General features: G+C 76.2%; 20 protein-coding genes. 12 read left to right on the top strand and 8 right to left on the bottom strand.

From position 1 onward, the window contains the following. Positions 1-10: 10 nt before the first annotated feature. On the bottom strand, positions 11-499 hold the full coding sequence (locus ACYX4T_RS15585; RefSeq protein WP_476010205.1) for an Lrp/AsnC family transcriptional regulator: 489 nt from the start codon (positions 497-499) through the stop codon (positions 11-13). Between the two features lie 80 nt (positions 500-579). On the opposite strand from ACYX4T_RS15585, the gene ACYX4T_RS15580 reads away from it, so the two are divergent. Then, positions 580-1698 (top strand): DMT family transporter, encoded by a 1119-nt coding sequence (locus ACYX4T_RS15580; protein WP_476010204.1) that lies wholly within the window; start codon positions 580-582, stop codon positions 1696-1698. A 232-nt stretch (positions 1699-1930) separates the two neighbouring features. Here the strand turns inward: ACYX4T_RS15580 and ACYX4T_RS15575 are convergent, their stop codons facing one another. Both ACYX4T_RS15575 and ACYX4T_RS15570 read right to left on the bottom strand, forming a co-directional pair. Continuing rightward, a complete protein-coding gene (locus ACYX4T_RS15575) occupies positions 1931-3235 on the bottom strand; it encodes a sensor histidine kinase (RefSeq protein ID WP_476010203.1) in 1305 nt (434 codons plus the stop codon). Then, a complete protein-coding gene (locus ACYX4T_RS15570; RefSeq protein ID WP_476015289.1) occupies positions 3232-3894 on the bottom strand; it encodes a response regulator transcription factor in 663 nt (220 codons plus the stop codon). The genes ACYX4T_RS15575 and ACYX4T_RS15570 overlap by 4 nt, the downstream gene beginning before the upstream one ends. Before the next feature lie 93 nt (positions 3895-3987). On the opposite strand from ACYX4T_RS15570, the gene ACYX4T_RS15565 reads away from it, so the two are divergent. The 3 genes from ACYX4T_RS15565 to ACYX4T_RS15555 are packed head-to-tail and all read left to right on the top strand — an operon-like array spanning position 3988 to position 6868. After that, a complete protein-coding gene (locus ACYX4T_RS15565) occupies positions 3988-5046 on the top strand; it encodes a LolA family protein (RefSeq protein ID WP_476010202.1) in 1059 nt (352 codons plus the stop codon). Then, complete coding sequence (locus tag ACYX4T_RS15560; RefSeq protein ID WP_476010201.1) at positions 5043-5999, top strand: ABC transporter ATP-binding protein; 957 nt, start codon at positions 5043-5045, stop codon at positions 5997-5999. Before ACYX4T_RS15565 ends, ACYX4T_RS15560 begins: the two co-directional genes overlap by 4 nt. Beyond that, positions 5996-6868, top strand: coding sequence for an ABC transporter permease subunit (locus ACYX4T_RS15555; RefSeq protein ID WP_476010200.1), 873 nt, complete (start codon positions 5996-5998; stop codon positions 6866-6868). The genes ACYX4T_RS15560 and ACYX4T_RS15555 overlap by 4 nt, the downstream gene beginning before the upstream one ends. 15 nt (positions 6869-6883) lie before the next feature. Here the strand turns inward: ACYX4T_RS15555 and ACYX4T_RS15550 are convergent, their stop codons facing one another. After that, positions 6884-7093, bottom strand: a complete 210-nt coding sequence (locus ACYX4T_RS15550; RefSeq protein WP_476010199.1) for a hypothetical protein — start codon at positions 7091-7093, stop codon at positions 6884-6886. Between ACYX4T_RS15550 and ACYX4T_RS15545 the strand changes: the two genes are divergently transcribed. Next, positions 7092-8531, top strand: coding sequence for an acyl-CoA synthetase (locus tag ACYX4T_RS15545; RefSeq protein ID WP_476010198.1), 1440 nt, complete (start codon positions 7092-7094; stop codon positions 8529-8531). The genes ACYX4T_RS15550 and ACYX4T_RS15545 overlap by 2 nt on opposite strands. 48 nt (positions 8532-8579) lie before the next feature. Here the strand turns inward: ACYX4T_RS15545 and ACYX4T_RS15540 are convergent, their stop codons facing one another. Both ACYX4T_RS15540 and ACYX4T_RS15535 read right to left on the bottom strand, forming a co-directional pair. After that, positions 8580-9212 (bottom strand): SAM-dependent methyltransferase, encoded by a 633-nt coding sequence (locus ACYX4T_RS15540; protein ID WP_476010197.1) that lies wholly within the window; start codon positions 9210-9212, stop codon positions 8580-8582. Further along, on the bottom strand, positions 9209-10165 hold the full coding sequence (locus tag ACYX4T_RS15535; RefSeq protein WP_476010196.1) for an NAD(P)/FAD-dependent oxidoreductase: 957 nt from the start codon (positions 10163-10165) through the stop codon (positions 9209-9211). Before ACYX4T_RS15535 ends, ACYX4T_RS15540 begins: the two co-directional genes overlap by 4 nt. Before the next feature lie 58 nt (positions 10166-10223). Here ACYX4T_RS15535 and ACYX4T_RS15530 point away from each other — a divergent pair, with 58 nt between their 5' ends. The 4 genes from ACYX4T_RS15530 to ACYX4T_RS15515 all read left to right on the top strand — a co-directional run bounded on the left by ACYX4T_RS15530 (position 10224) and on the right by ACYX4T_RS15515 (position 16567). Continuing rightward, the gene (locus ACYX4T_RS15530; protein WP_476010195.1) at positions 10224-10805 is read left to right on the top strand and encodes a helix-turn-helix domain-containing protein; all 582 of its coding nucleotides are present in this window, start codon (positions 10224-10226) and stop codon (positions 10803-10805) included. A gap of 124 nt (positions 10806-10929) precedes the next feature. Continuing rightward, positions 10930-12819 (top strand): methylmalonyl-CoA mutase family protein, encoded by a 1890-nt coding sequence (locus tag ACYX4T_RS15525; RefSeq protein WP_476010194.1) that lies wholly within the window; start codon positions 10930-10932, stop codon positions 12817-12819. Continuing rightward, complete coding sequence (scpA, locus tag ACYX4T_RS15520; RefSeq protein ID WP_476010193.1) at positions 12816-15023, top strand: methylmalonyl-CoA mutase; 2208 nt, start codon at positions 12816-12818, stop codon at positions 15021-15023. Before ACYX4T_RS15525 ends, scpA begins: the two co-directional genes overlap by 4 nt. Positions 15024-15142: 119 nt before the next feature. Then, positions 15143-16567 carry a carotenoid oxygenase family protein gene (locus ACYX4T_RS15515; RefSeq protein ID WP_476010192.1) on the top strand — a complete coding sequence of 475 codons (1425 nt, stop codon included), beginning with the start codon at positions 15143-15145 and terminating at the stop codon, positions 16565-16567. 7 nt (positions 16568-16574) lie between these two features. On the opposite strand, the gene ACYX4T_RS15510 is transcribed toward ACYX4T_RS15515, so the two are convergent. Beyond that, a complete protein-coding gene (locus ACYX4T_RS15510) occupies positions 16575-17780 on the bottom strand; it encodes a MarP family serine protease (RefSeq protein WP_476010191.1) in 1206 nt (401 codons plus the stop codon). A gap of 132 nt (positions 17781-17912) precedes the next feature. Here ACYX4T_RS15510 and meaB point away from each other — a divergent pair, with 132 nt between their 5' ends. The 3 genes from meaB to ACYX4T_RS15495 all read left to right on the top strand — a co-directional run bounded on the left by meaB (position 17913) and on the right by ACYX4T_RS15495 (position 19842). After that, positions 17913-18938 (top strand): methylmalonyl Co-A mutase-associated GTPase MeaB, encoded by a 1026-nt coding sequence (gene meaB, locus ACYX4T_RS15505; RefSeq protein ID WP_476010190.1) that lies wholly within the window; start codon positions 17913-17915, stop codon positions 18936-18938. 41 nt (positions 18939-18979) lie between these two features. Continuing rightward, positions 18980-19366, top strand: a complete 387-nt coding sequence (locus tag ACYX4T_RS15500; protein ID WP_476010189.1) for a hypothetical protein — start codon at positions 18980-18982, stop codon at positions 19364-19366. A gap of 116 nt (positions 19367-19482) precedes the next feature. Continuing rightward, entirely contained in the window at positions 19483-19842 is a 360-nt protein-coding gene (locus tag ACYX4T_RS15495; RefSeq protein WP_476010188.1) for a hypothetical protein, read from the top strand. A 4-nt stretch (positions 19843-19846) separates the two neighbouring features. On the opposite strand, the gene ACYX4T_RS15490 is transcribed toward ACYX4T_RS15495, so the two are convergent. Further along, a complete protein-coding gene (locus ACYX4T_RS15490) occupies positions 19847-20485 on the bottom strand; it encodes an NAD(P)-dependent oxidoreductase (protein ID WP_476010187.1) in 639 nt (212 codons plus the stop codon). Between the last annotated feature and the right edge of the window lie 48 nt (positions 20486-20533).

Raw genomic sequence — 20533 nt, 5'->3', positions numbered from 1 at the left:
CGCACCTCTCTCAGAGGCGCGTGACCCGGTCCACCAGCGCGGACGTGGCGACCATCGTGGTGAAGCGGGCGACGCCCGGCACGCGGGCGAGAGTGCGCCGCAGCAGGACGTCGAGGGCCTCGACGTCGGCGAGGTCGATGCGCAGCAGGTAGTCGACGTCGCCGGTGACGTGGTGGCAGCTCACGAGGCCCGCGAGGTCGACGATGTGGCGCTCGAACCGCCCGACGGTGTTCTCGGTGTGGTCGACGAGCGTGACCGTCAGGTGCACGACCAGCCCGCGGTCCACGGCGACCGGGTCGAGAACGGCCCGGTAGCCGCGCACCACCTCCTCGTTCTCCAGGCGCCGTAGCCGCCGCTGCGCCGACGACGGGGAGATCGACACCGCCTCTGCGAGGTCGGCGAGGCTCGACCGTCCGTGGCCCGCGAGGTGGTCGAGGATGCGTCGGTCGACACGGTCCAGGGAAGGCTGGGCGGATCGTGCACGCTTCGGCGCGGTCATGGGCTCATCATGCGCCTCCCGGCGATCTCGTCGCGATGATCGCCCGGCATCGCCCGCAGGCGCGCGCGCACCGTGGAGGCATGACGGGAGGCTTGTCGCGCCGGACGGCGCTGGTGGCGATGGTGCTCGCGGGCGCGGGCTGGGGTGCGGTGTTCGTGGCGCCGGAGCTGGCGCCGCTCGCCCCCGCCCTGCTGCTGGCGATGGGACGGTTCGTGGCGTTCGGGGCGGTGTCGCTGCCCCAGCTGCGGGCGGTGCTGCGCGCCGACGTCCCGTGGGTGCGGGTGGTCGCCCACGCCGTGACCGGGTCGCTGCTCTACTACGGCCTCGTCGCGCTGTCCGTCCGTCTCGCCGGCCCGACCATCGCCGTCGCGACCATCGGCCTCGTCCCCGCCGTCATGGCGCTGATCGCCGCCCGGCACCGGGGGCGCGCGGGCCTGGTCGCCCTCCTGCCGGCGTTGGCGCTGGTGGGCGTCGGGCAGGTGCTCGTGCACCTGTCGCCGACCCCGGGCACCGGCGGGTGGTCGACGATCATCGGCACGCTGCTCGCGCTGGTGGCCGTGGCCTCGTGGAGCTGGTACGGCCTCGACTCGCACCGCCTGATCGCGGCGCGCCCCGACCTCGGGCCCGTGCTCGCGGGCGCCCAGGGTCTCGCGGCCGGCGTGCTCGCCCTGCCGATCGGCGCCTGGCTGATCGCGACCGAGGGCGTGCCGGCCGAGCCGGTGCGCGCGCTGCTCGTCGTGCTCTTCCTCGGCCTGGTGTCGTCCTGGCTCGCGGTGCGGCTGTGGCACGCCGCGGCGGCGCGCCTGTCGTCCGTGCTGGTCAGCCAGCTCATGGCGACCGAGACCGCCTGGGGCTTCGTCTTCGCCGCCCTGCTCGCCGGCGCCGTGCCCGGTCCGGTGGCCCTGCTCGGCGAGGTGGCGCTCGTGGCGGGCGTCGCCCTCGCGGTGGTCACCGACGGGCACCGCGAGCGGCGGGAGCGCGCGTCCGTGGCGCACGAGGTGGTCCGGCCCGGCGTCCAGACCGGCGTCGGAGGCCGGGAAAGCCCCCACGATCACGCCGGTCACGAGATGCCCGGCTCGTCGGCGAGCACCGCCCGCGCGACGCGCAGCGCCGCCTCGCGGATGCGCGAGGACCGCGGGTCCTCACCGGAGGCGTGGGCGACGGCCTCGAGCAGCGCGCACACCTCGAACCCCGCGTAGTCGCCGGCGAGACCGGCGTAGCGACCCACGGCCACCCGCCGCCGGAGCACGGCGGCGGCGCGGTCGATGGTCTCGGCGTCGAGGCGCGCACGGGCGCGGCGGTGGTCGAGCGTGGACACGGTGGCTCCCCTCGGGCAGGGCCGACCGCGGTCCGGTCGGCGGGCCGCGGGGGAAGCGCGACGCCACCGATTCTGCCCGCGACCCCCGACAGCCGGCGCGGCGTCGCCGGACCTCAGGCCGCGGGCCAGCGCACCACCACCCGCAGCCCGCCGTCGGGGGACGTCGTGGCCCGGGCGGTGCCGCCGCGCCCGGCGACGAGGCGCCCGACCAGCGCCAGGCCGAGCCCGCTGCCCTCGCCGGCGTCGGGCCGCAGGCGGGTGAAGCGGTCGAAGATGCGCTCGCGCTCCGCGGGCGCCACGCCCGGCCCGTCGTCGTCGACGAGCAGCCGCACCCACCGACCCGCGGGCACCACGGCCACGTGCACGACGGTCGCGGCGTGCCGGCGGGCGTTGGCGAGCAGGTTGTCGAGCACGATCGCCACCTCGGCGGGGGTCGCCGCGACCGCGACGGGCATCGGCGCCCACAGGGTGATCGCCACCGTCACGTCCTCGGGCAGGCGGGCGAGCGCCTCGCCGACCGCGTCGACGAGGTCCACCGGCCGGGCCGGCACCCGCTCGCCCGCGTCGGCCCGCGCCAGCGCGAGGAGGTCCGCGACCAGCGTCGACAGCCGCTCGGCCTCGCGGGTCACCGACCGCCACGTCGCCTCCCCCGACGCCTCGCCGGGGTGCGCGACGGCGACGTCGGCCTGGGCGCGCAGGGCGGCGATGGGGGAGCGCAGCTCGTGCGCGGCCTCGCTGGTGAAGCGCTCGAGGCGCGCCACGGCGTCGTCCCGGCGCGCGAGCAACGCGTTGATCTCGCCCGCGAGGGCGGCGAGCTCGTCGCGGGCGGGCGGCACGGGCAGGCGCTCGCCCGGCGGGAGCGCCGCGGCGGCGCTCCGCATCCGGTCGACCGGGCGCAGCGCCACCCGCACCGCGACCCACGCGGCCGCCGTCACCCCCACCGCGCCCAGCAGCACGGTCAGCGCCAGCACCCGCGCCGCCTCGGCGACGAGCGCCGCCGCGTCGACGAGGTCGCGCGCGGCGAGGACCAGGCGCGGCGACCCGTCGGGCGCCGGCACGGAGACCGCCACCCAGCGCTGCGGACCGAGCGGGCCGGACGTCGTCACCGGCTCGCCGGCCGCGAGCCGGCGCACGGCGTCGGGGTCCACCGGCCCCGGCCCCCGCCCGTCCACCGGGGCCCCCGCGGCGTCGACGACCCGCACCCCGAGCGGCACCGGTGTCCCGGCCGCCACCGCGCCCGAGGCCGCGGCGGCCCGCTCGACGAGCGCCACGTCGCCGCTGCGCACCACCGCCGAGAACAGCTGCCCGCCCGCGACCCGACCCACCGCGAGCAGGGCCACGACGGCCACGACCCCCACGGCGACCGTGATCCGCGTCCGCAGCGACCGCCGCGCCCACCAGCCCGCGGTCCGGCTCACCCCACCCCCAGCCGGTAGCCGCGGCCGCGCTCGGTGCGCACCAGCTCGCCCGCGCCGACCGCCGCGAGCTTGCGCCGCAGGTAGCCGACGTAGACCTCCACGACGTTGCGGCTGGCCGACCCGCCCCCGCCCCATACCGCGGCGAGCAGGTCGTCCTTGGTCAGCACCGCGTCCGGACGCACGGCGAGCGCGTGCAGCACCGCGAACTCGCGCGCCGAGAGCTCCACCTCGCGGCCCTCCCAGGCCGCCGACCGCGTCGCCGGGTCGAGACGCAGCCCGCCCCGCACGACCCGCGGCGCCGGCGGGCCCGCGCGGCGCAGCACCGCCCGCAGCTGCGCGACGAGCACGACGAACGAGAACGGCTTGACCAGGTAGCCGTCGGCGCCGAGGTCCAGCCCGTCGGCCTGGTCCACCTCCCCGTCCTTCGCCGAGAGCAGCAGCACCGGCGTGGCGACGCCCTCCGCCCGCAGCGCCTCGAGGACCCGGTAGCCCGACAGCCCGGGCAGCAGGATGTCGAGCACCACGGCGTCGTAGGCCCCGGTGGCGGCCTCGCGCAGGCCCGCGTGCCCGTCGGCGACCGCGTGCACGTCCATGCCCTCGGCGGCGAGGCCGCGGCGCAGGGCGTCGCGCACCCCGGGCTCGTCGTCGACCACCAGCACCCTCGGCACCCTTCCGACGGTAGAACCTCGGCCCGACAGGAGCGGCCGCCCGACGCTGAGACGGTCTCAGCATCCCGGGGCCACGATGGGGTCATGGGTCGCAGGAGCTGGGTCGGGGCAGGTCTGGGGGCGGCGCTCGTCGGTGCCGTCAGCGTGGGGCTCGTGGTGGCCCCGGCGGGCGCGTCGGCGGCGCCGCCGCTGCCGCCGGTGAGCCCGGAGGACCTCGTGTCCTCGGTGATCCGGGCGGAGCCGGGGGCGTTCGCCGGGGAGGTCGAGGTCGACAACGCCCTGGGCCTGCCCGCGGTCCCGGGCGTGCCGCAGCTGGCGAACGGCACGTCGACGGTGCGGGTGTGGTCGGGCGGCGAGGGCCGCGGCCGGGTGGCGCTGCCGTCGCCCGACGGCGAGCGCACGCTGGTCTCGGACGGGACGACGCGCTGGTCGTACGACTCCCGCGACCGCACCGCCACCCGCGCGCCGGCCGGCGAGGGCCGCGACGGGCCGCCCGGCGAGGTGGCGCAGGACCCGACGGCCGCCGCGACGCAGGCCGTGGCGACGCTGCGGCAGACCAGCACCGTCGCGGTCGACGGCACCGCCGAGGTCGCGGGCCGGCCCGTCTACCAGCTGGTCCTGACGCCGCAGCCCACCGAGCGCACGCTGCTGCGCGAGGTGCGCGTCGCGGTCGACGCCGAGACCCGCCAGCCGCTGCAGCTCACGGTGCTCGCGCAGGGGCAGGGCGAGCCGGCGCTGCAGGTGGGCTTCTCCGAGATCACCTACGGGCCGCAGGACCCGTCGCTGTTCACCTTCACCCCGCCGCCGGGCACCACCGTGCGCGACGCGCCGGCCCGCGACGGCGAGCGGCGTCCCGGGGGCGACCGGCCGCGCGCCACGGTCGGCGACGGCTGGGACACCGTGGTCATCGGGCAGGCGCCGCAGCGCGGCGAGGGTCGGGCACCGGATGGGCAGGACGGGCAGGACCCGCAGCGGCCCGCGGACGCCCCGGACCTGTCGGCGCTCGGCACACCGGTGTCGGGTCCGTGGGGCAGCGGTCGGGTGATCACGACGGCCGTGGCCACGGTCATCGTCACCGACGACGGCCGGATCGCCGCCGGCGCGGTGCCGCAGCAGGTGCTCACCGAGGCCCTGGCCCGGTGACGGCCGCCCCCTCGGTGGCCGCACCGGCCACCGCCACCTCCGCGGACGCGGTCGCCGCGCGGGTGCGCGGCCTGCGCAAGACGTTCGGGGCGACGGTGGCCGTCGACGACGTCGACCTCGACGTCCCGGCCGGCGCCGTGCTGGGGATGCTGGGGCCCAACGGGTCGGGCAAGACCACCCTGATCCGCATGCTGCTGGGACTCACGCGGCCGACCGCGGGCACCGTCGAGCTGCTCGGCCACGCCGGCGACGACCTCACCGCCGCGCTGCCTGACGTCGGCGCGCTGGTCGAGGGGCCGGGCTTCCACCCGTTCCTGTCCGGCCGCGACAACCTGCTGCGCGCCGCCGCTGCCGAGCCCCGCCTCGACGGCGACCTGCGGGGTCCGGTCGACGCGGCGCTCGAGCGGGTCGGGCTCGCCGACGCCGCCCGCCGACGCTACCGCGGCTACTCGCTCGGCATGAAGCAGCGCCTCGGGCTCGCCGCGGCCCTGCTCGTCCCGCGCCGGCTGGTGGTGCTCGACGAGCCGACCAACGGGCTCGACCCGGCCGGCACCCGCGACGTGCGGCGGGTGGTGGCCGAGCTGCGCGACGCGGGCGCGACGGTGCTGCTGTCGTCGCACCTGCTCGCCGAGGTCGAGGCGGTGTGCACCCACGTCGCGGTGCTGCAGACCGGCACGCTGCTGGTGTCCGGCGAGCTCCGGGCGCTGCTCGAGGCGGACGCCGGCGGCCTGGTCGTCAGCACGCCTGACGTCGATGACGCGATCCTCGCGCTGCGCGAGGCCGGCGCCCCGTCCTACCGCGCCGAGGGCGGCGTCGCGGTCCCGCCGGGCGCGCTGGAGGCGCCCGAGATCGTGGCCGCGCTCGTCGGGGCCGGGGTGGCGGTGTGGGAGGTCCACCGCCGCCGCGCCCACCTCGAGGAGCTCTTCGCCCGCCTGACCGAGGAGGACGCGTGACCACGGTGTCCACGGACGCGCCCGCCCCCACCCGCGCGTCGACCCGCTCGGTCGCCCCGCTCGGGCGGCTCACCGCGGCCGAGGTCCGGTGGGTCCTGCGCCGGCCCCGCACGCTGGTCCTGCTCGGGCTCCTGGCGCTGGTGCCGATCGCGCTCGGGGTCGGGATCGCGCTGACCGGCGGCCCGGGCGACGGCGACGGCCCGGGCCTCGTCGCGGCGGTGGCGGGCAACGGGCTCGTGCTGCCGATCGCCGCCCTGGGCCTCGCGCTCTCGCTCCTGCTCCCGCTGACGGTGGCCACGGCGGCCGCCGACGCCCTGGCCGGGGAGGCCGCGCACGGCACGCTGCGCGGGCTGCTGCTCGCGCCCGTCGGCCGGGTCCGCCTGGTCGTGATGAAGGCGGCCGGGGTGCTCACTGTCGCCGTGCTGGCGGTGCTCGTCGTCGCCGTGGTCGGCGTGGTCACGGGCCTCGTCGTCGTCGGCGGCCCGGACGGCACCATGATCACGCTGTCGGGCACCACGCTCGGGCTCGGCGAGGCTCTCGGTCGCGTGGCGCTGGTGGCGGGCTGGACGATCGTGCAGCTGCTGGCGATCGCGGCGGTCGCCCTCGCGGTGTCGGCGTTCACCGAGCACCCGCTCGTCGTGCTGGCCGCCGTCCTCGGCGGCCTGATCGTCTTCGGTGTGCTCGCGGCCGTGCCGTCGCTCGAGTGGCTCCAGCCCCTACTGCTGACCTCGGGCTGGACCGCCGGCGCCGACGCCCTGCGCGACCCGCTCCCGCTCGACGGCCTGGCCTCGAGCACCGAGCGGGCGCTGGTCTACGTCGTCCTCGGGGCCGCGGTCACGGCGTGGCGGATGCGGCGCCGGGACGGGTAGCCGCCCAGGCCGACATCACGGGCCGTCTCGACGCCCCTCGACGCCGGGCTCGACCCGGCCGTTCTCCCCGACGATCAGCGCCCTGCGCCCGCTGCTGACGACCGGCGGGGGCGACGAGCGCGACGCCTGGAAGCTGCGGGTGATCGTCGACGGGCTGCTGGCGCAGAGCCGCTCGCCGGGGTAGCCGCGCGCGACCGGCAGGCCCTTGCCCATGATGGGCGCCATGACGCTGCTGCGGGCACTGGCCGAGGGGGCCCTCGACGACCCCGACGCGATCCGTGTCGGCGACGCCGCCATGTCCGGTCCCGAGCTCCTCGGGGCGGCGGCGGTCGTGGCCGACCAGATCCGGGAGCGCTCCGACGAGGGCCCGGTGGCCGTGCTCGCCGAGCCCACGGCGCAGGCCGTCGTGGCGATGGTCGGGGGCCTGCTCGCCGGCGTGCCGGTCGTGCCGGTGCCGCCCGACACCGGCCCCGGCGAGCGCAGCCACGTCATCGCCGACTCCGGCGCGTCGCTGTGGATCGGCGACCGGCCGCACGACGTCTCGCTGCCGATGCGCAAGGTCGACATCAACCGCCGCAGCGGCGACGTCGCCCGGGAGGCCCCGAACGACGGCCCCGCGCTGGTGCTCTACACGTCCGGCACCACCGGCGCGCCCAAGGGCGTGCTGCTGTCGCGGGCCGCGATGGGCGCCGGGCTCGACGGGCTCGCCGACGCCTGGGACTGGACGGCGCGGGACACCCTCGCCCACGGCCTGCCGCTGTTCCACGTGCACGGGCTGGTGCTCGGGGTCTTCGGCGCGCTGCGGATCGGCTCGCCGCTGGTGCACGTCGGCCGGCCGAAGCCGTCGGCGTACGCGGCGGCCGTCCGCGACCACGGTGCGACGCTGCTGTTCGGGGTCCCGACGATCTGGTCGCGCGTCGCCGCCGACCCGGAGGCCGCGGCCGCGCTGCGCCCGGCCCGCCTGCTCGTCTCGGGCAGCGCGCCGCTGCCCGTGCCGGTGTTCGAGCAGCTGCGCGAGCTCACCGGCCAGGCGCCGGTGGAGCGCTACGGCATGAGCGAGACCATGATCACCCTGTCGGTCCGGGCCGACGGCGAGCGCCGGCCCGGCTGGGTCGGGGTGCCCGTCGCCGGGGTGGAGACGCGACTGGCGTCCACCGACGAGGAGACCCCCCAGGTCGGCGGGGTCGAGCTGCTCCCGCACGACGGCGAGACCATCGGCGAGCTGCAGCTGCGCGGCCCCGGCCTGTTCGACGGCTACCTCGGCCGCCCCGAGGCGACCGCCGCGACCTGGACCGCGGACCGCTGGTTCCGCACCGGCGACGCCGCGGTGATCGACGAGGGCGGCTACCACCGGATCGTCGGCCGCCGCTCGGTCGACCTCATCAAGACCGGCGGCTACCGCGTCGGTGCCGGCGAGATCGAGACCGCGCTCCTCGAGCACGAGGGCATCCGCGAGGCGGCCGTGGTCGGCGAGCCCGACGACGACCTGGGCCAGCGGATCGTCGCCCACGTCGTCCTCGTCGGCGATCCCGTCGACCCCGAGGAGGTCATCGCCTTCGTCGCCGACCGCCTCTCGGCGCACAAGCGGCCCCGCGAGGTCCGGGTCGTCGACGCCCTGCCCCGCAACGCGATGGGCAAGGTGCAGAAGGCGCGCCTGTCGTAGCAACGAACGGCCTGTTCGCTGCTTCTAGGTGCGCGAACTCCCCGTTGATCACGGCCGGCGCACCCGCAGCACCGCGTCGTAGAGGAAGCGCGGGCGGCCGTCGGGCTGGACGGCGTCGCGGCCGCGGCGCTCGGCGACCTCGACCGTCCAGCCCGCGATCGCGTCGCCGAGCTCGCCGACCAGCTCCTCGGCCGTCGCGAACATGTCCGGCGGGTGGTGATCGGCGGCCTCCGGCGGCATGCCCTCGGGGTCGTGCCCCACGATCAGCAGCGTGCCCCCGGGCGCGACGGTGCCGGCGACGGCGCGGTAGAGCCGCGGCCGCTCGGCGCCCGGCAGCTGCATGAAGTGCATGGTGACGAGGTCGAAGCCGCCCGGGAGGTCGTCGGCGAAGAGGTCGACAACGCGCGCCGTCACCCGCTCGTCGACGCCCTCGGCCGCGGCCCGGGCGGCCACGCGCTCGAGCGCGACGCGCGAGACGTCGACGGCCGTGACCCGCCAGCCGCGCGCGGCGAGCCAGACCGCGTCGCCCCCCTCGCCGCTGCCGACGTCGAGGGCGGTGCCCGGCACGAGGTCGGCGACCTCCGCCACGAGCACCGCGTTCGGCTCGCCGCTCCAGATCCTCTCGCTGCTGCCGTAGCGCTCGTCCCAGAACGCGGCGGTGTACTGCTCGTGGGTCGTCATGCGAGTGCTCCCTCCCGGCGGCGGGCGACGGCCCGCGCGATGTCCTCCTCGACGAGGTCGGCGTTGATCCGCGCACCCGCCATCGTGCCCGCCGCGGCGGCCGCGACGACCTGCGCGGACAGGTCGGCGACGTTGCCCGCGACCCAGACGCCGGGCACCTCGGTCCGGCCGGTGAAATCCGCGGTCGCGACGTAGCGCCCGCCCCACGGGTGGTCGACGACGGGGACGCCGAGGTCCTCCAGCACCGCGCTCTGCGCCACGAACCGCGGCCCGACCACGAGCGCGGTGCGCGGCACGATCCGCCCGGTCGCGAGGCGCACGCCGGTGAGGCGGCCGTCTGTGGTCTCCAGGCCGGCCACCTCCTCGTCGACGACCGTGACGCCGAGCGCGGCGAGCTCCTCCGCCTCGTCGGGCGAGAGCGCCGGCGCGTGGTGGCGCAGGTAGACGAGGTCGGCGGTCAGCTGCGAGAAGAGCTTGACCTGGTGCAGGCTGTTCGGCCCACTGCCCAGCACGGCGACGGGCTGGTCGCGCACCTCCCACCCGTGGCAGTACGGGCAGTGCAGCACGTCGTGGCCCCACAGCTCGCGGACTCCGGGCAGGTCGGGCAGCTCGTCGACCAGCCCGGTCGCAACGAGCAGCCGGCGTGCGGACAGGGTGTCGCCGTCGGCGGTGTCGACGGCGAACAGCTCGCCCGCACGGCGCGCCGCGACCGCGGTGCCGGAGCGGAACCGCCCGCCGTAGGACTCCACCTCCGCGCGCCCGAGGCGCACGAGCTCGGCGGGCGGCAGGCCGTCGCGGGTGAGGAAGGCGTGCACCCCGTCGGCGGGGGCGTTGCGGGGCTCGCCGGCGTCGAGCACGAGCACCGAGCGGCGGGAGCGGGCGAGGGTCAGCGCGCCGGAGAGTCCGGCCGCGCCACCCCCGAGGACGAGGGCGTCGACGGTGTCTGCAGTCATGGGACCACCGTGCGCCGACGAGGGGCGGGCGACGAGGATTCTTGCAATAGTGGCAAACATGTCCACCGACGTCCTCGACGACCTGGGCGCCCGGCTGGCCACGCGGCGGCGCCGCGAGGGCCTGGGCCTGGCCGAGCTCTCCGAGCGCACCGGCATCTCGGTGAGCACCCTCTCCCGGCTCGAGCACGGCGGCCGGCGCGCCACCCTCGAGCTGCTCCTGCCCCTGGCCACCGTCTACGGCACCGGGCTCGACGAGCTGGTCGGCCTGCGCGAGGCGCAGCCCGCCCGGGACGCGCCGGTCGCGCGCAGCGAGGACACGGTGACCTACCGGCTCTCGCGCAGCCCGGGCCAGCCCGCGGCCTACAAGTTCGTCTTCTCGCCCGCCCGGCACACCCCGCCCGCCGAGCTCCCGACCCACCAGGGCTGGGAGTGGGTGTACGTCCTCGCCGGGCGCCTGCGCGTCATCAACGGCGACAGCGACCTCGTCCTGCGACCGGGCGAGGCGACGGAGATCGACACCCGCCGCCCCCACTGGCTGGGGAGCACCGGCGACGGCCCGGTCGAGGTGCTCGCGCTCTTCGGGCGCCAGGGCGAGCGGGTGCACATGCGGGGGTCGCGAACGGGGAGTTCGCGCGCCTAGAGGCAGCGAACCGCCCGTTCGCTGCAACCCCCGCACCCCGACTCGACCGATTCCGCTCGCCCGCACCGGTGGCCTGGCGCACGGCGGCCGACCGGTCGGGCCTGACCGTCCTACGATCCCGCGCATGACCGCAGCGGAGCCCACCGAGAGCCCGGAGGACCTGACGCTGGCCGGCGAGTTCGACGCGCCGACCCGCGAGCAGTGGCGCGAGCTGGTCGCGGGCGTGCTGGCGAAGTCGGGCCGCGAGGTGTCCCCGGAGGAGGCCGAGGCGGCGCTCGCGACCGTCACCGACGACGGCATCACCATCGCCGGGCTCTACGCCGCCGAGGACGCCCCGCACGTGCCCGTCGGGGTGCCGGGCCTGCCGCCGTTCGTGCGCGGTGCCCGCGCGGAGGGTCAGGTCGCCGAGGGTTGGCTGGTCCGCCAGCGACACGCGTTCGCGCCCGACGGCGACCTCGGCGAGGCCCACGACGTGGTCATGGCCGAGCTGGAGAACGGCGTCTCCTCGCTGTGGCTCGTGCTCGGTGACGCGGGCGGGCCGCCCGTCGACGCGCTGCCGACGCTGCTCGAGGGGGTGTTCGTCGACCTCGCGCCGATCGCGCTCGACGCCGGCCGCGACACCCCCGAGGCCGCCGCGTCGCTGCTGCGGTTCGCCGAACAGGCCGGCTCCGGGGCCATCGGCGGCTCGCTCGGCTACGACCCACTGCTCGACCGCACCCAGGGCGGGCCCGCGCTCGAGCAGCCGTACACCGACGCCCTCGTCGAGCACAGCCGGCAGGCCGCCCGGCACCACCCCGAGCTGCGCACCGTCGTCGCCGACGCCCTGCCCTACCACCGCGCGGGCGGCAGCGACGCCCAGGAGCTCGGGGCCGCGCTCGCGGCCGGCGTCCACGCGCTGCGCCTGCTCACGGAGAGCCAGGGCAACGGGGGCGCGGGCCTGGACACCGACGACGCGTTCCGCCGGATCGAGTTCCGGTTCGCCGCCACCGCCGACCAGTTCGCGACGCTCGCCAAGCTCCGCGCCGCGCGCCGCTGCTGGGAGCGGATCGGCTCGGTGTCCGGCGCCTCCGAGAGCGCGCGGGCGATGGTCCAGCACGCCGTCACGAGCCCCGCGATGATCACCCGCCGCGACCCGTGGGTGAACATGCTGCGCACCACCGTCGCCGCCGTCGGTGCCGGGCTGGGCGGGGCCGCCGCGGTCACCGTGCTGCCCTTCGACGCGGAGCTCGGCCGTCCCGACGAGGCCGCCCGCCGCCTCGCGCGCAACACCCAGGCGCTGCTGCTCGAGGAGTCGCACCTCGCGCACGTCATCGACCCGGCCGGCGGCTCCTGGTACGTCGAGTCGCTGACCGACGCGCTGGCCCACGCCGCCTGGGAGGAGTTCACGCGCACCGAGCGCGACGGCGGCATCGCGGCGGTGCTGGACGACGGGAGCCTGGCGGCCCGCCTCGACGAGACCTGGCAGCAGCGGGCGACGCGCATCGCCCGGCGGAAGGACCCGATCACGGGGGTCAGCGAGTTCCCCCACCTGCACGAGGAGCTCCCGCAGCGGGCCCCGCTTCCGATCACCGAGCACGACGGCGGCCTGCCCCGGCGCCGCTACGCCCAGGTCTTCGAGGAGCTCCGCGACCGTGCCGACGCGGCCGGGAACAGGCCGACCGTCTTCCTCGCCACGATCGCCACGCTCGCCCAGTACACGGCGCGTGCCTCGTTCACCACCAACCTCATGAACGCCGGCGGCGTCGCCACCACCGACGGCCCCGGCGGCACCGACCCGCAGGAGATCGCGAGCGCGTTCCGCGAGGCCGGCACGCCGGTGGCCGTGATCGCGTCGTCGGACAAGGTCTACGACGAGCACGCCGCCGGCGTCGCCGCGGCCCTGCGCGAGGCCGGCGCGACGCGCATCCTGCTGGCGGGGAAGAAGGACATCGAGGGTGTCGACGCCACCCTCCACGCCGGGTGCGACGCCGCGGGCGTCCTCCGGGACACCCTGGAAGCGCTGGAGGTCCGATGAGCATCCCGAACTTCGGCGACGTCGAGCTCGGCACGCCCGAGCTGCCGTCCCAGGACTGGGAGGCCGCGCTCGAGGCCGCGACCGGCAAGGGCGCCGAGGACCTCGTCTGGGAGACCCCGGAGGGCATCGGGGTCAAGCCGCTCTACACCGACGCCGACCTCGAGGGCCTCGACTTCCTGCGCACCTACCCGGGCGTGACGCCGTACCTGCGCGGGCCGTACCCGACGATGTACGTGACCCAGCCCTGGACCGTGCGCCAGTACGCGGGCTTCTCGACGGCCGCGGAGTCGAACGCGTTCTACCGGCGCAACCTCGCCGCCGGGCAGAAGGGCCTGTCGGTCGCGTTCGACCTGCCCACCCACCGGGGCTACGACTCCGACAACCCCCGCGTGTCCGGCGACGTCGGCATGGCCGGGGTGTCGATCGACTCGATCCTCGACATGCGCCAGCTCTTCGACGGCATCCCGCTGGACCGCATGTCGGTGTCGATGACCATGAACGGGGCCGTGCTCCCGGTGATGGCGCTCTACGTCGCCGCCGCCGAGGAGCAGGGGGTGTCGCCGGAGCAGCTGGCCGGGACCATCCAGAACGACATCCTCAAGGAGTTCATGGTCCGCAACACCTACATCTACCCGCCGAAGCCGTCGATGCAGATCATCTCGGACATCTTCAGCTACACGTCCGAGAAGATGCCGAAGTTCAACTCGATCTCCATCTCGGGCTACCACATCCAGGAGGCCGGGGCCTCGGCCGACCTGGAGCTGGCGTACACGCTGGCCGACGGGGTGGAGTACCTGCGGGCCGGTCGGAACGCCGGTCTCGACATCGACACGTTCGCGCCGCGCCTCTCGTTCTTCTGGGGCATCGGCATGAACTACTTCATGGAGATCGCCAAGCTCCGGGCCGCCCGCCTGCTGTGGGCGAAGCTCGTGCACGGCTTCGGCGCCCGCAACCCCAAGTCCCTGAGCCTGCGCACGCACTCCCAGACCAGTGGGTGGTCGCTGACCGCCCAGGACGTCTACAACAACGTCGTCCGCACCTGCGTCGAGGCGATGGCCGCGACCCAGGGACACACCCAGTCGCTGCACACCAACGCCCTCGACGAGGCGCTGGCGCTGCCGACCGACTTCTCCGCGCGCATCGCCCGCAACACCCAGCTGCTGCTCCAGCAGGAGTCGGGCACCACGCGCACCGTCGACCCGTGGGGCGGCTCCGCCTACGTCGAGCGCCTGACCCGTGAGCTCGCCGGCCGGGCCTGGGCCCACATCGGTGAGGTCGAGTCCACCGGCGGCATGGCGCAGGCGATCGACGAGGGCCTGCCGAAGATGCGCATCGAGGAGGCCGCGGCCCGCACCCAGGCGCGGATCGACTCGGGCCGTCAGCCGCTGATCGGCGTCAACAAGTACCCGCTGACCGCGGACGAGGACGTCGAGGTCCTCAAGGTCGACAACGCCGACGTGCTGCGCCAGCAGGTCGAGCGGCTCCGGCAGCTGCGGGCCGACCGCGACGACGACGCGGTCCGCTCGGCGCTGCAGCAGCTGACCAACGCTGCGCGCGCCGCCGACGAGGGCACGCGCGAGAACGGGTTGGACGGCAACCTGCTCAAGCTCGCCATCGACGCCGCCCGCGCCAAGGCCAGCGTCGGCGAGATCTCCGACGCGCTCGAGGAGGTCTACGGCCGGCACCGCTCGGACGTCCGGACGATCTCCGGGGTCTACCGTGACGAGGTGGGCGAGAACTCCGCCGTCGAGCAGGCGCGGCAGGCGGCGCAGCGCTTCGAGGAGGCCGAGGGCCGCCGCCCGCGCATCCTCGTCGCCAAGATGGGCCAGGACGGCCACGACCGCGGGCAGAAGGTCATCGCCACCGCGTTCGCCGACCTCGGCTTCGACGTCGACGTGGGCCCGCTGTTCCAGACGCCCGCCGAGGTCGCGCGCCAGGCCGTCGAGGCCGACGTGCACGTCGTCGGCGTCTCGTCGCTCGCGGCCGGGCACCTGTCGCTGGTCCCGGCCCTGCGCGACGAGCTCACCGAGGCCGGCGCCGAGGAGATCCTCATCGTCGCCGGCGGCGTGATCCCGCCCGGCGACCACCAGGAGCTGCTCGACAACGGCGCCGCCGCGATCTTCGGCCCGGGCACGGTGATCGCCGAGGCCGCGACCCAGCTGCTCGGCACGCTGTCCGAGCGGCTGGGGCACACCGCCGGCTGAGCTCCCGGGTGGCAGGCCCGGGGCGCGCGGGGGAGGCTCTCCAGGAGCCGAGCACGGAGGTTCTCCTGAGCGCCGCCGAGGACGCCCGCCCTCTCCACCTGTCCGGTCACTACGCGCCGGTGCCCGACGAGATCGACGCCGTCGACCTGCCGGTCGAGGGCACCCTGCCGCCGGAGCTCGACGGGCGCTACGTCCGCAACGGACCGAACCCGCTGCCCGGAGCCGACCCGGGGCACTGGTTCCGGGGCCACGGGATGCTGCACGGTGTGCGTCTGCAGCACGGGCGCGCGCTCTGGTACCGCAACCGCTGGGTCCGCACCGGGGCGCTCGAGGGTCGCCGGTACCTGACCTGGCGCGGGGTCGACCTCACCGCGGTGCCGGCCAACACCCACGTCATCGAGCACGGCGGGAAGCTGCTCGCCCTCGTCGAGCAGGGCCTGCCCTACGAGGTGGACCGCGACCTCGGGACCGTCGGCGCCTGCGACTTCGGCGGGCGGCTGACCACCGCGATGACCGCGCACCCCAAGGCCGACCCGGTGACCGGGGAGCTGCACTTCTACGGCTACTCCCCGGTGCCCCCGTTCCTGACCTACCACCGGCTGTCCGCCGCGGGGGAGCTCGTGGTCAGCCGCCGCGTGAAGGTCCGGCGCCCGACCCTCATGCACGACGCCGCCATCACGGCGCGGCACACCGTGTGGCTGGACCTCCCGCTGACGTTCTCGCTGCGGCACATCCGGGCCGGCTTCCCGTTCGTCTGGGACGAGTCCTACGGCGCGCGCCTCGGCGTGATGCGCCACGACGACCCGACCGCGACGGTGCGGTGGTTCGAGATCGACCCCTGCTACGTCTTCCACGTCGGCACCGCGCACGAGGACGCCGACGGGCGCATCGTCGTCGACGGATCCCGCTACGCCGCGGCGGACATGGCGGCGCAGTGGGCGCCGCCGACGCGACGGCGCCGGGAGCGTCTCCGGGGCCTCCGCCGGCCCGGCGGTCGGGACACCGCCCCGGAGGCGGCGCGTGCCGCGGCGGGAGCCGCGGGCGCGGACCCCGCGGGCGCGGACCCCGCGGGCCGGGCGGCCGGCACCGGCGCGGCCCGGATGCACCGCTGGGTCCTCGACCCCGCCACCGGCCGGGTCTCCGAGGGGCCGCTCGACGACCGTCCCGTGGAGTTCCCCACCGTCGACCCGGAGCGGGTCGGCCGTGCCGCCCGCTACCGCTACGGCGTCACCTCGTCGCCGGACACCAACGCGGTCCTCAAGATGGACCTGGCGACCGGGAGGACCCTCGCCCACGAGCTCGGGCCCGACGTCAAGGCCGGGGAGGCCGTGTTCGTCCCGGCCGATCGTGCCGGTCGGGGCGAGGACGACGGCTGGCTGCTGACGATCACCACGCGCGCCGACGGCTCGGCCTCGCGGCTGCTCGTGCTGGACGCCACCGACGTGACCCGGGCCGTCGCCGCGGTCACCCTGCCCCGCGGCGTGCCCTCGGGCTTCCACGGCTCCTGGATCCCCGAGCCGCCGGCGGAGGGGCCGGGGACGTGAGGGCGGCTCAGAACCGGCAGGCCCCGGTGTCAACGACGGTGTCGCGGGCGACGGCGTCGGCGACCACCGGACGCACCTGCTCGACGGTGAGCGCGTAGCCGGTGGGGCTGCCGTCGGGGGCGCCGGCGAACACCACGCCGCCCACCCGGCCGTCGGCGGTGACGAACGGCCCGCCGGAGTCGCCGCGCTCGACCCCGGCGGCGAGGACGAGCACCTCGCGACGCACCGACGCGTCGCCGCGGACGTCGCGTCCGACGGCGTCCACCCGGGCGCGGACGGTCGCCGGCTCCACCACCAGGTCGGCGCTCCCGCCCGGGAAGCCGAGGGTGGCGCCCTCGTCGCCCCGCCCGAGGGTCGCCTCGCTCCACGCGAGCGGGGGCGCGCCGAGGTCGGGCGCGGACAGCACGGCCACGTCGAGCGCGGCATCGACCAGGATCGGCTCCGCGGTGTACCGGCCCGCCGTGTCCTCGACGGTCAGCCGGTCGAAGCCCGCCACCACGTGCGCGTTGGTGACGACGACGCCGGGCGCCGTGACGAACCCCGAGCCGAAGCCGACCGCCGCCCCACAGCCCCGACCCTGGACGCGCACGGTGCTCGGCAGCCCGGCCCGGGCCGCCGCCTGCACGGCGGCGTCCGCCGTCGCGGCGACCGGCGGGGCCGTGATCCCGCCGCCCAGCCCGGCGAACACCGTGGGGAAGCCCTGCCGGTCCAGGTAGGCCGCGACCTCGCCGACGACCGCGGGGGTCGGAGGCAGGGCCCGGTCGAGGGCGGCGACGATCTCCGAGCCCTGCACCTGCCGGGCCACCGCCGGGATCGGGCCCTGGGCGAGCAGCCCCGCGAGGAGCCACACGACGAGGGCGGTGCCGGCCAGACCGACCCCCAGCCCGAGCACCCGGTCGACGGCCCCGGCGCCGACCCGGACGGCGCCGCGGCGCAGCGCCACGCCGAGACGCAGGCCGATCCCCTGCCCGACGAGGACGGTCACGAGGAGCAGTCCGAGGCTCAGCAGGGCGGTGCCGGCGCCCGGGCCGTCGAGGAGCCACGCCGTGATCCGGGGCGCCGCCCACGCGCCCGCCAGCAGCCCGAGGACCAGACCGCCGAGGGAGAGCAGCGCGACGAGCGCGCCCTGGCGCCAGCCGCGGAGCAGCGCGAGCAGGCCGACGACGACGAGGACGCCGTCCAGGATGTTCGGGGAGAGCCCCTGGGCGGGCACGTGCGGCACCTCCGTGTCTGTGGTGGCTGCCCCCACTCTCCGCTCTCGACCATGGCGGCGGGGTGTGCCGCGCACCGCAGCGGCGCGGGCGCCACGGCGATCTCACCGAGGGGAGCGACCCGGGTCCGTAAGATGGCCGACCGTGTCGTGCGGGGTCATCGGGCAGGAGATGTGAGCGCCATCGACCTGGACAAGTACGTCGAGGGCGTCCGGTCCGGCTCGCGGCTCTGGATCGGGCGGGCGATCACGCTCGTCGAGTCGACGCGCCCCGACCACCGGGAGGCCGCCCAGGAGCTGCTCGTCGAGCTCCTGCCCCACGCGGGCGGGGGGCGGCGGATCGGCATCTCCGGGGTGCCCGGGGTCGGGAAGTCGACGTTCATCGGGGCGCTCGGGTCGACGCTGACCGCCGCCGGCTCGAAGGTCGCGGTGCTCGCCGTCGACCCGTCCTCGACCCGGTCCGGCGGCTCGATCCTCGGCGACAAGACGCGGATGAACGAGCTCGCCACCGACGACGACGCCTTCATCCGGCCCTCGCCGACGGCCGGGACGCTCGGCGGGGTGGCGAAGGCGACGCGCGAGACGATGGTCGTGATGGAGGCGGCGGGCCACGACGTCGTCATCGTCGAGACGGTCGGGGTCGGGCAGTCGGAGACGACCGTGGCGCAGATGGTCGACTCGTTCCTCTTCCTGACCCTCGCGCGCACCGGCGACTCCCTGCAGGGCATCAAGCGGGGCATCCTCGAGATCGCCGACGTCATCGCCGTCAACAAGGCGGACGGACCGCACGCGCGCGAGGCGAAGCGGGCCGCACGGGAGCTCGAGCAGGCGCTCGCGATGCTGCGCGGCGAGCGGGAGACCTGGAAGGTCCCGGTCCTGACCTGCAGCGCGGCCGAAAAGACGGGGCTCGACGACGTGTGGTCGGCCCTGGTGCGCCACCAGGAGCACCTCGACGCCGGAGGCGGGCTGGCCGAGAAGCGCGCTCAGCAGCAGGTCGACTGGACCTGGCAGATGGTCCGCGACCGCCTGCTCGGGCGGCTCCAGGACCACCCGCAGGTCAAGGGCATGCGCACAGAGCTCGAGCACGAGGTCCGCGACGGCGCGCTCACCCCGGCGCTCGCGGCCGACCGCATCCTCGAGGCGTTCCTCGGCCCCACCTGAGGTCTGACGCGCGGCGCTCCGCATCGGGTACACCGGACGCCATGAGCGAGGCACCGGAGCCTGCGGGCGGCCAGAACCCGCTGTGGAGTGTCGTCACCGGCCTGCGCGGACTCGCGGAGAACGTCGTCAGGGCGGCCGGGTCGGCGACGCCGCTCGGGGAGCTGCCCGCGCTGCCGGAGGTCGCGACGCACCCCGGCGCGATGTCGGCGGCGCAGCTCGGGGCGATGCGCTCGGCGATCCAGGCCCAGCGCGACGCGGTGAGCGCGATGCGGAGCCAGCTCGCGGCGTTCGACGAACAGCTCGAGGTCCTCCAGCGGCTGCTCGTCCCGCTCGCCGAGTGGAGCGCGACGTGGGCCCGGCTCGAGGCGCGGGTGGTGCCGGGGGCCCACGGGTCGTCCCCGCAGGCCGAGGGGGACGACGCCCGCTGACCTCGCCGGGTTGGCGGGGGTCGGCGGAGGGGTAGCCGGACCGGTACACCGCGCGCTCCGAGCCCCCTCACCGGTGCCGGGACCCACCGCGCGCCGGACCAGGAGGGCGGTCAACGATGGGGGTCTCGACGGCGAGCTTCGTGACGACGGTGGTCATCGGCGTCGTCGTCACGGTGGTGGTGGGCGTGCTCCTGCGCCGGCTCGGCCGCGACTTCCTCACGGAGGTGTACGGCGATCGATCGCTCTCGAGCTCGCTGAGCTTCCTGCTGGTCAGCCTCTACTACCTGTTCGCCCTGGGTCTGCTGACCCTCGTGGCGGGCGCGGACCTGGCCCTCACCGGCGTCCAGCTCGTCGTCGTCCGCGTCGGGATCTTCCTGCTGGTCCTCGGCGCGGTGTACGGCGGGGCGGTGCTGGCGCTCGAGAGGGCGCGCAGCCGTCGCCGGGAGGAGGACCTCGAGGACGGCTTCCGCCGGTGAGCCGCTAGTTGCTGATCGCGGGCGCGGCGCCGACGTAGCGGTCGTCGGTGAGCTGGTCGACGAGGAAGGCGGCGACGTCGGTGCGCGCCATCGGTGTCCCGACGTCGTCCCGGCCGAGGAAGCCGGCCCGCAGGGTGCCGTTGGACGGGACGTCGACGGGTGCGAACATCCGCGCGAGCGTCCAGTCGAGGTCCGACGTCGAGACGACCTCGGCCATGCCCTGGACCTCCTCCAGCGCACCGGGGATGAGCAGCCCGATCCCGACCGGCACGAGCCGCTCGACCAGGCCCGGGCGGTCGCGGGGGTCGGGCACGCTGACGGTGCTCAGCGCGATGAGCCGGCGCACGCCGGCGTCGTGCATGGCGGCGACGATCGTGCGCATCGCCGCCGTCAGCGGGCCGCTGCGCAGGAACGGGTCGACGGCCGGGCCGAGCGCGCTGATCACCGCGTCCGCGCCGCCGACCGCCTTACGGATCGCGGGCTCGTCGTCCAGCTCGGCGACGATCACCTCGAGGCGCTCGTCGTCGACCGTCAGCTTCTCGGGCGAGCGCACCAGCGCCGTGACGCGGTGACCGCGGGCGAGCAGCTGCTCGACCACGAACCGCCCGATCTTGCCGGTACCGCCGAACACGGTGACGTCCACCCGGTCGGATACCCGCTCGTCCGGGGACCGCGCGTCACGTGGGTCACA

Source organism: Actinomycetospora sp. ABD4_176 (genome assembly GCF_056311855.1).
Note: the sequence above shows the minus strand (reverse complement) of the source record. Positions and strands in the feature narration are given on the sequence as shown.